Annotated in this window: 16 protein-coding genes; 8 read left to right on the top strand and 8 right to left on the bottom strand. The window is 64.0% G+C overall.

Annotated elements, in window-relative coordinates; translation table 11 throughout:
- Positions 1 to 3 precede the first annotated feature (3 nt).
- Positions 4 to 402 (bottom strand): 30S ribosomal protein S8, encoded by a 399-nt coding sequence (gene rpsH / locus AC51GR_RS03940; protein ID WP_496323305.1) that lies wholly within the window; start codon positions 400 to 402, stop codon positions 4 to 6.
- Positions 403 to 768: 366 nt separating this feature from the next.
- On the opposite strand from rpsH, the gene AC51GR_RS03935 reads away from it, so the two are divergent.
- A complete protein-coding gene (locus AC51GR_RS03935) occupies positions 769 to 2,142 on the top strand; it encodes an AIM24 family protein (RefSeq protein WP_496323304.1) in 1,374 nt (457 codons plus the stop codon).
- A 49-nt stretch (positions 2,143 to 2,191) separates the two neighbouring features.
- On the opposite strand, the gene AC51GR_RS03930 is transcribed toward AC51GR_RS03935, so the two are convergent.
- Positions 2,192 to 3,013: a type IV toxin-antitoxin system AbiEi family antitoxin domain-containing protein gene (locus AC51GR_RS03930; RefSeq protein ID WP_496323303.1), complete on the bottom strand. Its 822-nt coding sequence runs from the start codon at positions 3,011 to 3,013 to the stop codon at positions 2,192 to 2,194.
- Positions 3,014 to 3,189: 176 nt separating this feature from the next.
- Between AC51GR_RS03930 and AC51GR_RS03925 the strand changes: the two genes are divergently transcribed.
- The gene (locus AC51GR_RS03925; RefSeq protein WP_496323302.1) at positions 3,190 to 3,798 is read left to right on the top strand and encodes a DUF4262 domain-containing protein; all 609 of its coding nucleotides are present in this window, start codon (positions 3,190 to 3,192) and stop codon (positions 3,796 to 3,798) included.
- A gap of 88 nt (positions 3,799 to 3,886) precedes the next feature.
- On the opposite strand, the gene AC51GR_RS03920 is transcribed toward AC51GR_RS03925, so the two are convergent.
- From AC51GR_RS03920 to AC51GR_RS03900, 5 genes are all read right to left on the bottom strand, one after another.
- A complete protein-coding gene (locus AC51GR_RS03920; RefSeq protein WP_023955966.1) occupies positions 3,887 to 4,072 on the bottom strand; it encodes a type Z 30S ribosomal protein S14 in 186 nt (61 codons plus the stop codon).
- A gap of 1 nt (position 4,073) precedes the next feature.
- Entirely contained in the window at positions 4,074 to 4,652 is a 579-nt protein-coding gene (gene rplE, locus AC51GR_RS03915) for a 50S ribosomal protein L5 (protein WP_495514981.1), read from the bottom strand.
- Position 4,653: 1 nt separating this feature from the next.
- Positions 4,654 to 4,968, bottom strand: a complete 315-nt coding sequence (gene rplX, locus AC51GR_RS03910) for a 50S ribosomal protein L24 (protein WP_476030133.1) — start codon at positions 4,966 to 4,968, stop codon at positions 4,654 to 4,656.
- A 1-nt stretch (position 4,969) separates the two neighbouring features.
- Complete coding sequence (gene rplN / locus AC51GR_RS03905) at positions 4,970 to 5,338, bottom strand: 50S ribosomal protein L14 (protein WP_020109916.1); 369 nt, start codon at positions 5,336 to 5,338, stop codon at positions 4,970 to 4,972.
- A 207-nt stretch (positions 5,339 to 5,545) separates the two neighbouring features.
- On the bottom strand, positions 5,546 to 5,812 hold the full coding sequence (locus tag AC51GR_RS03900; protein WP_496323301.1) for a response regulator transcription factor: 267 nt from the start codon (positions 5,810 to 5,812) through the stop codon (positions 5,546 to 5,548).
- A gap of 216 nt (positions 5,813 to 6,028) precedes the next feature.
- On the opposite strand from AC51GR_RS03900, the gene AC51GR_RS03895 reads away from it, so the two are divergent.
- Both AC51GR_RS03895 and AC51GR_RS03890 read left to right on the top strand, forming a co-directional pair.
- Positions 6,029 to 6,544: an MTB12 C-terminal domain-containing protein gene (locus AC51GR_RS03895; protein ID WP_496323300.1), complete on the top strand. Its 516-nt coding sequence runs from the start codon at positions 6,029 to 6,031 to the stop codon at positions 6,542 to 6,544.
- 145 nt (positions 6,545 to 6,689) lie between these two features.
- Positions 6,690 to 7,274 (top strand): DUF4190 domain-containing protein, encoded by a 585-nt coding sequence (locus AC51GR_RS03890; protein ID WP_496323299.1) that lies wholly within the window; start codon positions 6,690 to 6,692, stop codon positions 7,272 to 7,274.
- 18 nt (positions 7,275 to 7,292) lie between these two features.
- Here AC51GR_RS03890 and AC51GR_RS03885 read toward each other — a convergent pair whose 3' ends face one another.
- Positions 7,293 to 8,270, bottom strand: a complete 978-nt coding sequence (locus tag AC51GR_RS03885) for an alpha/beta hydrolase (RefSeq protein ID WP_496323298.1) — start codon at positions 8,268 to 8,270, stop codon at positions 7,293 to 7,295.
- A 120-nt stretch (positions 8,271 to 8,390) separates the two neighbouring features.
- Between AC51GR_RS03885 and AC51GR_RS03880 the strand changes: the two genes are divergently transcribed.
- From AC51GR_RS03880 to AC51GR_RS03865, 4 genes are read left to right on the top strand one after another with little or no spacing between them, the layout of a single operon-like run.
- Complete coding sequence (locus tag AC51GR_RS03880) at positions 8,391 to 8,999, top strand: TetR/AcrR family transcriptional regulator (RefSeq protein ID WP_496323297.1); 609 nt, start codon at positions 8,391 to 8,393, stop codon at positions 8,997 to 8,999.
- A gap of 38 nt (positions 9,000 to 9,037) precedes the next feature.
- Positions 9,038 to 10,063, top strand: coding sequence for an endonuclease domain-containing protein (locus AC51GR_RS03875; RefSeq protein ID WP_496323296.1), 1,026 nt, complete (start codon positions 9,038 to 9,040; stop codon positions 10,061 to 10,063).
- Positions 10,060 to 10,707 (top strand): hypothetical protein, encoded by a 648-nt coding sequence (locus AC51GR_RS03870; protein WP_496323295.1) that lies wholly within the window; start codon positions 10,060 to 10,062, stop codon positions 10,705 to 10,707. The genes AC51GR_RS03875 and AC51GR_RS03870 overlap by 4 nt, the downstream gene beginning before the upstream one ends.
- On the top strand, positions 10,704 to 13,955 hold the full coding sequence (locus tag AC51GR_RS03865) for a helicase HerA domain-containing protein (protein ID WP_496323294.1): 3,252 nt from the start codon (positions 10,704 to 10,706) through the stop codon (positions 13,953 to 13,955). The genes AC51GR_RS03870 and AC51GR_RS03865 overlap by 4 nt, the downstream gene beginning before the upstream one ends.
- The last annotated feature ends 17 nt before the right edge of the window (positions 13,956 to 13,972 follow it).

Below are 13,972 nucleotides of genomic sequence, written 5' to 3'. Positions count from 1 at the left end.
CCCTTACCAGACGTACGCGAGGACTTCGCCGCCCACGCCCGCGCTGGCGGCTTGGCGGTCGGTCAGCAGACCCGAGGACGTGGAGATGATCGCCACGCCCAGGCCACCGAGCACCTTTGGCAGATTTGTGGACTTTGCGTAGACCCGCAGGCCCGGCTTGGAGACGCGGCGCAGGCCGGCGATGCTCCGCTCGCGGGTGGGGCCGTACTTCAGCGAGACGACGAGGTTCTTGCCGACTTCAGCATCTTCTGTGCGGTAGTCGGTGATGTAGCCCTCGCGCTTGAGGATCTCGGCGATGTTCGCCTTGATCTTCGACGCGGGCAGCGACACCTCATCGTGATACGCCGAATTGGCGTTACGCAGACGCGTCAAGAAGTCTGCAATCGGATCAGTCATGGTCATAAGAGACCGTCAACCTTTCTCGCAGCGGTTCCCATGCAGCATGCGCGCACCGGTTCCCGTGAACGCCGGGGCATTCGTCGGGCCTTTTACGTCACATCGTGGGCCTACAACGAAGTGAGTTCTGTCCTGACCGACCGTTGCCGGTCAGGGGTGGTGCTCCCCCGAATGCACAGGTGCACTCAGGAGTTTTCAAAGCTCAAGGCCAAGAAAATTCTCAGCTACCTGGGCATTTCGAACCGACCGAAGGCACGGCTCTGCCGAGGCAACTGTCCCAGTGTAAGGAAAACAGCTGCTCAGGCCAAATTGCGCCCTACCAGCTGCCAGATCACCCGCCGAACCAGCCCGCCTGGAACAATGGATGGGGCCATGAGAGAACTTGCTCCAGGAGAAAATACTCCACTGCCCTCGCAGCTGATCAGTGTCTCCGTCACCTGCGCATCCCCGGTCAACACGTCGGCGGTGTTACTGGCGTCGAACGGCCGGGTCCGCTCGGACGACGACCTGATCTTCTACAACCAGTCCCGCGGTCCGGGCGTGGTCTACAGCAGCGACGTCCGCAGCGACATCATCACCATCGACACGACCAGAGTTCCCGGCGACATCGAGACGATCGCGATCACCGCCAGCCTCGACGGCACCGGCCCGACCACGTTCGCCACGGCGGGCACGCTGCGGGCCGAGTTACGCGACGGCTCAGGTCGTCCGACCGTGTCGTTCACCCCGGCCCGCCTGACCTCGGAGTCGGGTGTTGTCTGCATGGAGGTCTACCGCCGCGGCGACGCCTGGAAGGTCCGCGCGGTCGGACAGGGCTACGACGACGGACTGGCCGGTCTGGCAACAGCTTTCGGCATCCAGGTCGACGACGATCCAGCGCCGGCACCCCAGACGCCGGACCCCATGCCGTGGCCACCGGCCGGCCAGGGCGCGCCACCACCGAACCGACCGGCCCCCGCCCAGACATACGCACAGACCCCACCCGCAGCACAGCACCAGGGAGTTCCCGCCATGAACAGTGACCTTTTCGCACCGGCGCACGCCGAGGTGTCCGGCAGCGGCATCCAGAAGCAGGGCAGCAAGATGTGTCGCGTCGGCATGAACGGCGAGGTCATGGCGCGCTCGGGTTCGATGGTCGCCTACCAGGGCAATCTCACCTTCGAGGCCCAGGGCTCCGGCGGTATCGGGCGGGCCATCCGGAACACCCTGAGCGGCGAAGGCGTCCCGCTGATGAAGGTCACCGGCCAAGGCGACCTGTTCCTGGCCGACGCGGCCGCCGACGTCCACCTGATCGATCTCGACGGCTCGGACGGGCTGACCATCAACGGCGCCAACGTGCTCGCCTTCGACTCGACCCTGAGCTACGACGTCAAGCGGGTCCAGGGCGCGGCCTCGCAGAGCAATGCCGGATTGTTCAACTGTGTGTTCACCGGCCGGGGCCGGATCGCGATCACCACCGACGGGAATCCGGTGGTCCTGACCGTCGATCAGCAGACCTTCGCCGATCCGAACGCTGCGGTCGCATGGTCGTCGAGCCTGCAGACCAGCATCAAACGCAACGATTCGTTCAACCTCGGGACCCTGATGGGCCGCAGCACCGGCGAACGGTTCACCCTCGCCTTCAGTGGTCAGGGTTTTGTGGTCGTGCAGCCCTCCGAACTCCCGCCGGGCGGTTTCATCGGCGGCACCGGTGGCGGTAACCAGTCCGGCGTCGCCGGCGGTCTCGGCGGCCTACTCGGCCGCTAGTCCCCAAGTTCATCCCCTGCAGAGGTCGCCAAGGGCACACTTCCCTCGGCTACCCCTGACGGGGACGATCCTGGGGCCGCCCCCGGATTCGATGCCGGTCGGTACGGGTGATCGCCCGAACGTCGGCCAGCACCTCGTCCCAGCCGTACAGAACATCGTCATAGGTGATCCGCATCGTCAACCACCGACCGAGCAGCGCCTGCCGGTCCCGGCGACGATCGTTTTGATAATTCGCCAGACTCGTGTGGTGCGCCTTGCTGTCACACTCGATCAGCAATCGCCCCACGCGTAGGTCAACCCTGCCGACAGCGGGAATCTTCGGTTGCACATGGACAGCGAATCCTGCTGCGCGCAAACGCAATCGAGCCAGCGATTCTGTACCCGACTGGGACGACGAATCGCATTTGGACATCATGTCCAGGATTCGCCGGGGCACCGCTCCGATCTGACCCTGCAAAGTCGGCACATCCACCTCGGTGATGCCCAGGACTGAATCGCATACGACAATCCACTCCTGCTCACCCAGGCACCGGGCGGCGCACCCGAGCGCGATCGGTATCGGATCGACCGCGGTTGTCGCAGGAACCGGTCTGCCGTAGCCCTGGCAGAACCGGCCTCCTTTCTGCTTTCCGTGCTTGCTGACCCGGACGTGAACACGCTTGTCGCCAGGGGGTACCCAGATGCCGTGGTGCCGCAGCGCCGAGACACAACTGAGCACGCCGCCGGCCGTGACCGCCTCGACCACAACCGAATCCGCTGTCGGCGTCGCGTACCACCCGGGGCGCAGCCTGATCAGGGATCCATCCCGGACGTGCTTGCGCAGACCCGACCGGTCGATCCCCCGCCTCGCCAACTCGGCTGCACTGAACACCCCTGTTTCCACCCTGATGGGACGCGCCGAATCCCGTGCCGGCCCCACATCGCCATAAACGACCCCGTGAGCTGGGCCGAAGGGCATAGTGCCCTCGGTGGCACCTGACGGGGACGAAGATGTCTCGTTGTCCGACGGCACTGTTCCAATGTTCCAACTCGAACAAAGGAGCGAACATGTCTGACCATGCATCGGCCATCAAAGGGCTTCCCCGGTGGCACCGCAACCCTCTCGTGCAGTCGGCGATCGGCCGGATCAGAAGACACGGCTGGGCGGTGACGGCCGTGAGCGACAAGTGCGACTGCGACTCCGCCGAGTGCGTTCCACCCGACTGCTCATTCGCCTACACCACCGGCCTGGGACTGCACTCGCTCCCAGAGCTTGCGGTGTACGGACTCGACGCCGCAACCAGTGGACACGTCCTCAACGAACTCGGCGATCTGCTTCACGGGTACGACTGGTGCCGCATCGTCGACGAGTCCGTCGATGTCTCACTGCGATCACTGGACGTCCCGGTCCGGCTGATCGAACTGATCGACAAGCAAGATCTGATCATCACCAACGAGCTGTTCCCGAATTCGCCTGCACTGCAGGTTGTCTGGCCCGACGACCACGGGACATTCCCCTGGGATGAGGGCTACACACTGCAACCGGACCACCAGCAGATCAAGGGCATGCTGTCCGACGTCAGCGGTGGCCCGCGTCCGCCGCGGGCGATCGCACCACCCACTGCCCCCAACCGGGCACAGCGACGTCAGGCGCAACGACGCAAGAACAGACCCTGAAACAGAAACGCTCCACAAACACAAAGACGCTCCACCAATAGGTGGAGCGTCTTTGTAGAAGTGGAGCGTTCAGCCGAGGGCTAAAAGATCACCAGCTGCTCTTCTGCACACCTGGCAGCTCGCCCGCGTGTGCCATTTCGCGCAAGCAGATACGGCACAGGCCGAACTTGCGGAAGACCGAGTGCGGGCGTCCGCAGCGGTTGCAGCGGGTGTAGCCACGCACGGCGAACTTGGGCTTCTTGTTGGCCTTGTTGACCAGCGCCTTCTTTGCCATGTCAGTTGTCCTTCGCGTTTGAGTCTTTGAACGGGAAGCCGAGCTGACGCAGCAGTGCCCGACCTTCGTCATCGTTGGTCGCGGTGGTGACGATGGTGATGTCCATGCCGCGGGGCCGGTCGATGTTGTCGATGTTGATCTCATGGAACATCGACTGCTCATTGAGACCGAAGGTGTAGTTGCCGTTGCCGTCGAACTGGCGATCGCTCAGGCCACGGAAGTCCCTGATACGCGGCAGTGCGATCGAGACGAGGCGGTCGAGGAACTCCCACATGCGGTCGCCACGAAGGGTGACGCGCGCGCCGATGGGCATGCCTTCACGCAGCTTGAACTGCGCGATCGACTTGCGTGCCTTACGGATCTCGGGCTTCTGGCCGGTGATCAGCGCGAGGTCTTTGACCGCACCGTTGATCAGCTTCGCGTCACGGGCGGCGTCGCCGACACCCATGTTCACGACGACCTTGACGACGCCGGGAATCTGCATGACGTTGTCGTAGTCGAACTGCTCGTTCAGAGCGTCTTTGATCTCCGCGCGGTAGCGGAGCTTCAGCCGAGGCTGGATCTTCTCAGTGGTGCTCATGTCAGATGTCCTTCCCGTTCTTGCGGGAAATGCGCACGCGCTTGCCGTTGTCGTCGGTGCGGTAACCGATGCGCGTGGGGTTGCCGTCAGAGTCAACGACCATCACGTTCGAGACGTGGATGGCGGCTTCCTGGGTGACAATGCCGCCCGAGGATGCGCCACGCTCGTTCTGCGAGGCGGAGGTGTGCTTCTTGATCCGGTTGACGCCTTCGACGAGGACCCGGTTGCGCTGCGGGTAGGACTCGATGACCTTGCCCTTTGCGCCCTTGTCCTTGCCTGCGACGACGATCACGGTATCGCCCTTGTGAACCTTCATATCAGAGCACCTCCGGAGCCAGCGAGACGATCTTCATGAACTTCTTCTCACGCAGCTCGCGGCCGACCGGGCCGAAGATGCGGGTTCCGCGCGGATCGCTCTCGTTCTTGATGATGACGGCAGCGTTCTCATCGAACTTGATGTACGAACCGTCCGGACGACGACGCTCCTTGGTGGTGCGGACGATGACCGCCTTGACGACCTCTCCCCGCTTGACGTTTCCGCCGGGGATGGCGTCTTTGACAGTGGCGACGATGACGTCACCAATGCCGGCGTAGCGCCGTGACGAGCCTCCGAGCACGCGGATGCACAAGATTTCCTTGGCACCGGTGTTGTCGGCGACCCGCAGGCGTGATTCCTGCTGGATCACTTTTTCTCCTTGACCTGGCTGGTAAATATGTGTGGCGGATTTCCGTCCCGACACACGCGGTCCGTTGCCATCGGTGGCGCGCCTGCCTGCAGTTATCCACCGCAGGGGGTTCGCTGCTCGACTTGCGGACACAATCGTGCCGCGGGCAACCGGTCAAGCATAGGTGAAAGACCAGGTCGGATACAAATCACCGCTGGTCGCGACCGCTCACCAGTCGTCGAGTGAGGTGAACCCGTCCTGGATCGCGCGGGCGAGCAGCTGCGATTTGGTCCGGGCCGGCCTACCGACGAGCGAGTATTTGGACCGGATCCTGGTGATGTGGGTGTTGACCGTCGCCTGCGAAATATACAGCTTCGCGGCCGCCTCCCCTTTGGAATCGAAGGCGAACCAGGCGAGGAGCACTTCGACCTCCCGGGGCGAGAGAACCGGGATCCGAGCTGCACTCAAGGGGGCTATAGAACTGTCGACAGTCATGGGGCGACTCTTTTCGTCTGCGATGTTGACGTCATTACACAAGCCCCCCGACCCTCACCAAAGCCTAGGAAGTCCAGGCCGGCCCGGTAAGTCCCCAGTTCTGGGGGGACAACCCCACCCGATTCCGAACCCAACGACGGGACCCGGAACGACGCTGGATCAGGCAATTAACTTAGGTTAGTGTCAGCTAACAAAATTGGTCTCCGAGGAGAAAACATGAACATTCGCAAGAGCGTGGCCGGCGCGGCCCTGATCGGCCTGGCCGTGTTCGGCGTGGCCGCCTGCAGCGATGACGATTCCGACTCGTCGACAGCCTCCACCTCAACCGCCGCCGAGACATCTGCGGCGGCGGCTTCGGGCACCACGACCAGTGCCGAAGCCGGCACCGCACTCGAGGTCGACACCGCGCAGGAGGTCCTCGTGGGGGTCCTGTCCCCGGACACCGACCCGGCGACGTACACCGATCTGGTCGACTCGGACGATCCGGCCATCGCCGGACGGCTTTCCGGGCTCGCCAAGGGCTTCTCGGCCGCCGGATACACCCCTGACAAGTTCACGGTGACGGAAGTGACCGCCGACGGTGACACCACCGCGACGGCGACCGTCGAGGTCGACAGCCCCCACACCCCCGAGCCGGTGGCGATGCCGTTGGCCTACGTCTACGCCGACGGCACCTGGAAACTCTCCACCGATGCCGTCACCGCCCTGACGTCGATGGGCGGCGGTCGCTGAGGCTTCACGCCACATCGCCAGAAGGCCCGGCCGCTTCTGCGGCCGGGCCTTCTCGCGCCTTATCGGCCGGATGCACCACAGTTCACGCAGCAGGTCATTTTGATTCCCTTACAGTGGAATCAGCGCGTCTGGCAGAGAGGCAAACATGACCGACAGCAATGGCTTTGCCGATCACCGGCGGATCGATCTGACCAAGGGTCCCGCACCTGGCCCCGGCCACGACACGACACCGTTGCCCACGTCTTCCGGCTACCCCTCGACACCGGATCTACCGTCACCCGGAGCGGAGTTCTGGCAGCCGTACGACCCTCACGCCGATCCACTCGCCGCGCTGGATCCGGCCTATCCGCCGTATCCCGTCGCGTACTCGCCCGCCCAGTATCCGCCCGCCCAATATTCGCCTGGCCAGTATGCCCAGGGGCAGTACTACGCCAATCCCTATTTGATGGCCCCGCAACATCTGGTGGCGCGGCCACGCTCGAACTCGATGGCCACCGGCTCGCTGGTCTCCGCACTCGTCGCATTTCCCGCGATGTTCTTCTGCTTCGCCGGCGCCCTGATCGCTCCGGTGAGCGTGGTCCTGGGCGTCATCGCGCTGGGCCAGCTCAAGGACCGGCCATACGAGAGCGGCGAGAGTCAGGCCTGGAGCGGAATCATCCTCGGCGGTCTTCTCACCGCGCTGTGCGTACTCGCCGCCGGGGCGTGGGTCATGCTCATCGCCGACGCCTGAGGCGCCGGCACACCCGCCTCACATACCGAGGGCTTCGGCGATCGTCGGCCAGGACCGGTGCAGGTCTTCTTTCCAGTAGCCCCACGAATGCAGGCCTTCGCGGTAGTCGTACGTGACCGGAACGCCGGCGGACCTGGCGCTGTCCTCGAAGGTCCGGGTGCATGCCAGAGCCCCTGCCTCGATGGCACCACCCACCGGGCTGGCCAGACCGGCGGGACCCAGCGACCAGTCCGGCAACCCGCTTCCGGTGGCGACGTACAGCGGTTTGCCGCGTAGCGCAGCGATGTTGAGAGCCGGATCGTGGTCCCGCCAGGCCTGGTTGTACGCCGGGCCCCACATGTTGTCGGGATTGCCGCCCCGGGTCCGCACACTCACCGACAAGGCCTGCTGGGAGGTCTGGTCCCGGAAATCCAGGCATCCGCTGAACAGCGCCGCCCCCGCGTAGAGATGAGGATTGCGCACCGCGAGCATCAGGGCTCCGGTCGCACCCATCGACAGCCCCTCCAGCGCATTTCGCCCGTTCCCGGCGAACTCCCGGTCGATCAACGGGGGCAGCTCATCGGTGAGAAAGGTCTCCCACCGGTTCCGGCCCAGGACCGGATCGTCCCGTTGCCAGTCCGTGTAATAGCTCCCGGTACCACCGATCGGCAGCACGACATTGACATTCTTGTCGGCCGTGAAGTCGACGAGGTCGGTGAATTGGGTCCACCCGCTCTGCCGGTAACCCGTGTAGACCCCGGCATCGATCCCATCGAGCATGTACAGCGTGGGACGTTTGTTCTCGGCGCTTCGGTCTTCGGGCAGCAACACGTCCACGCGGATCCCCCGTTGCATGGACGGCGAGTAGACGGTCAGCTTTGCCCAGCGTGGCGACGCCATGTCGACCGCCTGAATCCGCGCTTCGGCGGCGAAGTCGACTTCTGCAGGCGCAGCGGCCACACGTGCAGCGACAGCGAATTCCCCGACAGCGCCGATGATCAGAACCGCGATGATCATTGGTATCCGTTTTCTCACTTTTCGATTCCTCCCCAGGATCGATGGAAGTGCAGCCTCCATTGGAGGAAGTAAAACACGCCGGCGGGTGGTTCACATCTCATGGCTGTAAACTCTGGCCTGATGACCGATACCGGCCTTGACCGTGGCAAACGCGAGTTGCTCGATGCGGCCGAACGGCTGATCGCAACCCGCGGATACGAGGTACCCCTTCGTGACATCGCGGTCGCGGCCGGTCACCGCAACAACTCCGCGGTCCAGTACCACTACGGCAATCGCCAGGGGCTGATCGCAGCGATCGTCGCGCGCCGCCTCGGCCCGATGGAGTCCGAGCGCGCGCGCATGTTGGAAACCTTTGCCGCACAGGGAAAGAAGCCGACGGTTCGTGATCTCATCAGTGTCCTGGTGCTACCGATCCTGGAGATGAAGGGCACCCACTACGCCCGATTCCTCGAGGTGACCCGGCCGTCGTGGCCGGACGAATCCATCCCAACGGGTTACACCGAATGGCCGAAAGTCCTTGAGCAGCTCGATAAATCGCTCGACGGTGACACCACCACCCGGCACCGACGGGTGGCCGCGGTGGCCACCGCGATGTTCGCATTGATCGCCGACTTCGAACGCCGAACCGAGTCCGGCGATCAGGCAGAATCCGAACCGGACGAGATCATCGACATGCTCACATCGATGATGACCACACCGCTGCGAACCCGAACGGACCGCACCGACTAGGACTGCCGCCACGTTCGATTGGCGGTAGGTTCTGGCCCATGGATTGGGCGGCGGCACCAACAGCGGGGATCTCTGCGCTGACCGGGCTGCGCCCGAGCGACCTGGCGCTCGCCTTGGACGACCTCCCCGACGAAGCGCCGGCGGTCCTGCTCATCCGGCTCGACACGGTCACCGATATGTCGCAGGTGCTCGATGACCTTGTCGCCGTGCTCGAGACAACGGCGTACGACCTGTATCCGGCCTGGCTCCCGGGCGCCGCGGCCGCCCCCGGCCGGACCACCGTGGACCGCGTTGCCGGCCGCGCGCTCGCTTCGGAACTCGCCTCGCGGTCCGAGCACTACCGTCCGTTCCTGATGGATCTGACCGCCAATGCGATCGCCGCACAGACCGGCGCCGACCGGCTCCTGCTGGCGCAGAAGTATTCCGACACCACGCGTACGTCGGGGCTGATCCGGGTGATCCGGTCCAGCTTCGCCCGAGACCGGGTCGTCCTCGCGTTGTATTCCCCGACGCCATTGCCAAATGAGCTTCAGAGTCATGTTGCGGCCGTGTGCGATTGGCTGAGCAGTTACGTGGGCATCTGGCTTCTCGATGGCGTCACCGCGGACGTCGACCGGTTCCCGTCGGTGCGGATACCCTCCGGCGGCGCCGTCTCAACCGTCGACGAATCCCCATGGGTCCTGCACCCCGTGACCTTCCCACCGGTCTCGGGACGACCACACCCGGCGAGCGCAGCCGAACAGCGACTCGAATCCCATCTGTCCCGGCTCCCCTGGGCGACCGACCGGAGATGGAATCACCTGGTGCCCACCGGTGATCTTCAACCGTTCGTACGAGCCGATCTGCTGTGGCCGGATGCGAGACTGGTTGTCGAGATAGACGGCGCCGACCATCGGACCGCAACCAAGTATTCAGACGACCGGCGACGGGATATTGCCCTGCAACTCGCCGGTTACATGGTGGCGCGCTTCACAAATGAACAGGTATTGAGCGACAGCACTGCGGTTGTGGACATAATCCACAGACTGCGTACGAGCCGCTTGGCTGAAAAGGAGCTTCTGTGACCGCGTCGGACCTCACCGGTACCGAAATGATCGTCCTTTTGGTCTTGATGGCCGAGTCCCGTGGCCTGACAAACGGAGAAATCCGCGAACGCGGACCGGAACTCAAGGCCCCGAGTCGTCGCAAACTGAACGCACAGGGGCTCATCGACAGCGACACCTCGAAAGTCCCCCACCATCATTCGTTGTCCGACCGCGGCTGGGCCAAGTGCAACGAACTCCTCGGCACGACGCCCCCGGCCGGAACCACACCACAGGGCAAGGCGCTCTTCACCGTGCTCGCCGGACTCGGCCGCCACTTCCGACGATCGAACCTGCGATTGGCGGATGTATTTCTGCCATCAGAAGATTCAGACAGCCAAGAATCATCCGAACAGACGACAACTGACATCGAGACCCGAGTCATCGACACCTATCGAACACTCGCGAGTAAGCCCGGCGCGTGGGTCGGGTTGGCCGAACTCCGGGCAGACCTGCGCAGTGTCGCGCGGCCCGACCTGGACGCGGTGCTTTCGTCTCTGTACAGCCGGCCAGGAATCCGGCTGATCCCGGAAGAGAACCGTAAGGCATTGACGCCGCAAGCCCGCGCCGCAGCCGTCTCAATCGGCAATCAGGACAAGCACCTCATCAGTATGGAGCCGACGTGACATCGGTATCGCAACTCGACGCGCTCGCCAAGGCACGCAGCGGATTCTCCAACTCCGCCCATACCCGGGACGATGTGTGGCTCTCCCACAACGACATCCACGTCGACGGACTGCACGCCAACGCCTGGCGCGCCATCGAACGCGCCGTCGCCGATGCCAAAGAGAGCACCGGTCCGAGCCCGCTCGGTGTGGTGTTGCAGGGACCTGCCGGCTCGGGTAAAACACATCTGCTCGGCCAGGTCCGCGAGTACGTACAGGCCCAGCAGGGCTACTTCGTGATGCTGGATCTACTCGACCCCAGTGACTTCTGGCGCACCTTGCTCAGTTCACTGCTCGACTCCCTGAACCGGCAGATCAAACCGCCGGTGGACAAGACCCAACTCCATGACGTGATGCAGCGGCTGGCAGATCTGGCGGGCACCTCACGCGTTGCCCGCCGCGCGATCTCGGGTGAAACCCTTATCACGCCTGCGATTCTCGATCAGTTCGTCGACAGCCTCCGCAAACCACTGCCTGTTCTCATCCGCGGTCACCACGCCACCCTGCGGGCACTTGTGCTGTCCGCGGCGCCGAGCTCGCGACTGAACGATCTCGGTATCGCCTATCTCGAGAACAACATCGACGAGATCGACCCGGCCGAGCGAACCGAATGGCAGCTACCACCCCGCGCGCTTCCGTACGAGCAAACCGTGCGGGCGATCTCGGAGTACATGGCGGCGACCGGTCCCACTGTCCTTGCCGTCGACCAGATCGACACGTTGCTGGCCCAGGCCCGTTCCGGCACCGACGCCACCACCACCGACTCTTATGCCGACACCGTGGTCGACCAGGTGTCCCACGGATTGATGTCGGTGCGTGAAGTGCTGTTGCGCACCGTGACCGTCGTGTCGTGTCTTCCGTCCGTCTGGACCATCATCGAACTCCAAGCGACGGCGTCGGTACCGGATCGATTCCGCGCCAACTTCATCCTCGAAGGCCTGCCCGACGACACCTTTGCCCGCGCACTCGTCGAGCGGAGGCTGTCCAAATCGTTTGCGGAGTTGGGCTTCACACCGCCTTACCCGACCTGGCCGATCCAGGATTCGGCATTTTCGGCCGCGACCTCACTCAATGCCCGGTTGTTGATCAAACGCGTCGACCGGCACATCAACGACTGCCTCGACACAGAGTCCGTCACCGAACTCGAATCGCTGATCGATCAACGCAACGGCGATGACGTTCCGCCGCGACCGATAAAGCCCGATGCCGACGAGACACCCGCAGGCGACCTCGACGAGGTGTACCAACGCCACATCAAGAACGCACTGACCGCGTCTGCGGTGGATCCGAAGAAAGAAGACGACGTGATACCGGCGCTTCTCAACGCCGGATTACGGGCCTGGGCAGTCGAATCCGGCTCTGATGACTTCACCATCGACCAGGTCGGCGGCCAGTACCGCCTTCATGCCCGCTTGCGCCAGAGCCTCGACTCCGTCACCGACGATGAACATCACTGGGCATTTCGCGCCATCTCGGCCACGCACGCCGGAGCCGTACAGTCCCGCTTGCGGAATGCTTCGATCGATGCCGGCCTGTCCTCGTCGGTCCCCCGGCGTCAACTGTTCATACTGCGGAACATCGACTGGCCGGGCGGACCCAAAACAGCCGACATGGTCAGCGAGTTCACCGCGAATGGTGGCCAAGTACTTGAGATGTCGTACGACGACCTTGCCAAACTCAGTGCACTCAACGAGATGACCAAGGCCATGCACACAGGATTCGACGCCTGGCTCCGCAGTCACCAACCTGCCCACGACATCGAGTTCCTCAGTGCCGCGCTCGGTGACGCCGGGACCAGCCCTGCGCAGCAGCCCACCTCTGTAGACGCCGCGCAATGGAATGCCCCAGGCCTGCCGGTCGAACCTCACGCACCCGAGACCGACGACCCGCCCGCAGCGCCGGCACCGGAGGTGTCCGCCCAGATCACCACCGAGATACCGGCTCCCGACCCCACGGTCCAACCCGACATCACGTCCCCGTCGCCTACTTCCGCGCCGAGCATCACCCTCGGGGTCTCACGCTCGGGCAAGACAGCGACGGTCGAGCTGGAAGCGCTACGCAAACACACGGTCATCTTCGCCGGGTCCGGTTCGGGAAAGACCGTGATGATTCGTCGTCTCATCGAAGAATGTGCGCTCCAGGGTGTTTCGGCCATCGTCCTCGATCCCAACAACGACCTTGCGCGGCTGGGCACCGCCTGGCCCGAAGCTCCCGAGGGCTGGTCCGGCGACGACGCCGCCAAAGCCGCCGACTACATCGCCGACGTCGAGACCGTGATCTGGACACCGCGACTCAACGGCGGTCGTCCGTTGAGCTTTCAGCCACTGCCCGACTTCGTGGCCGTCCAAGAGAACCCCGACGAGTTCGACTTGGCCGTCGATGCTGCAGTATCCGCGCTCAAGCCGTATGCCGGGGTCAGCGGCGCGAAAGCAGCTCTCCAGGAAGCCATTCTCAAGCGATCGATGGCGCTGTACGGCCGACAAGGCGGCGGGTCACTGTCCGGGTACGTCGCCCTTCTGTCAGAGATGACGGACGACATGAGCGGTCTGACCGACACCGAGAAGCTCGCCGGCATTCTTGCCGAGAACCTCAAGGCGGCGATGATCATCAATCCCATGCTGGGCGGCGGTGGAACACCGGTCGACCCATCGGTCCTCCTCACCCCGACCGCCGGCAAACGCGCCCGCATCTCGGTGATCAGCCTGATCGGCCTACCGGACGAAGGCAATCGACAGGGCTTCGTCAATCAGCTCGAACTCGCCCTGTTCGCTTGGATCAAGAAGAACCCAGCCGGCGATCGCCCACTCGGCGCGTTGTTCGTCATGGACGAGGCTCAGACCCTGGTTCCCTCGGGCCGAGTGACCCCGTGCACGCGAAGCACCGTTGCGCTCGCGTCGCAAGCGCGCAAGTACGGGCTGGGCCTGGTCTTCGCGACACAGGCACCCAAGGGCATCGACGCCAAAATCGTCGGCAACGCCTCTACCCAGTTCTTCGGCCGCCTCAACACACCGGTACAGATCAACGCCGCGAACGAGATGGCCTCCGCCAAAGGGAGCCGGATCAATGACATCGGGCGCCTGGGCACCGGCGAGTTCTACGTGGCCCCCGATGGGGGGTCCTTCCAGAAGGTGAACACCTCGATGTGCCTGAGCTTTCACCCGTCGTCGCCGCTGTCCGACGAGGAAGTGGTCGCTCTCAGCAGGCAGTGACCCGACCGAAGTCATCC

The sequence above is a fragment of the Williamsia sp. z71 genome (assembly GCF_059553375.1).
The sequence above is the reverse complement of the archived record's forward strand: the minus strand, read 5'-3'. Positions and strand labels throughout refer to the sequence as shown.

What these genes read in the sequence shown, in the direction of transcription:
- rplX (WP_476030133.1), bottom strand. Translation starts at nt 4,968, where the DNA reads ATGAAGGTTCACAAGGGCGATACCGTGATCGTCGTCGCAGGCAAGGAC.
- AC51GR_RS03925 (WP_496323302.1), top strand. Translation starts at nt 3,190, where the DNA reads ATGTCTGACCATGCATCGGCCATCAAAGGGCTTCCCCGGTGGCACCGC.
- AC51GR_RS03875 (WP_496323296.1), top strand. Translation starts at nt 9,038, where the DNA reads ATGGATTGGGCGGCGGCACCAACAGCGGGGATCTCTGCGCTGACCGGG.
- AC51GR_RS03935 (WP_496323304.1), top strand. Translation starts at nt 769, where the DNA reads ATGAGAGAACTTGCTCCAGGAGAAAATACTCCACTGCCCTCGCAGCTG.
- AC51GR_RS03895 (WP_496323300.1), top strand. Translation starts at nt 6,029, where the DNA reads ATGAACATTCGCAAGAGCGTGGCCGGCGCGGCCCTGATCGGCCTGGCC.
- rplE (WP_495514981.1), bottom strand. Translation starts at nt 4,652, where the DNA reads ATGAGCACCACTGAGAAGATCCAGCCTCGGCTGAAGCTCCGCTACCGC.
- rpsH (WP_496323305.1), bottom strand. Translation starts at nt 402, where the DNA reads ATGACCATGACTGATCCGATTGCAGACTTCTTGACGCGTCTGCGTAAC.
- AC51GR_RS03900 (WP_496323301.1), bottom strand. Translation starts at nt 5,812, where the DNA reads ATGACTGTCGACAGTTCTATAGCCCCCTTGAGTGCAGCTCGGATCCCG.
- AC51GR_RS03880 (WP_496323297.1), top strand. Translation starts at nt 8,391, where the DNA reads ATGACCGATACCGGCCTTGACCGTGGCAAACGCGAGTTGCTCGATGCG.
- AC51GR_RS03920 (WP_023955966.1), bottom strand. Translation starts at nt 4,072, where the DNA reads ATGGCAAAGAAGGCGCTGGTCAACAAGGCCAACAAGAAGCCCAAGTTC.
- AC51GR_RS03890 (WP_496323299.1), top strand. Translation starts at nt 6,690, where the DNA reads ATGACCGACAGCAATGGCTTTGCCGATCACCGGCGGATCGATCTGACC.
- AC51GR_RS03885 (WP_496323298.1), bottom strand. Translation starts at nt 8,270, where the DNA reads ATGATCATCGCGGTTCTGATCATCGGCGCTGTCGGGGAATTCGCTGTC.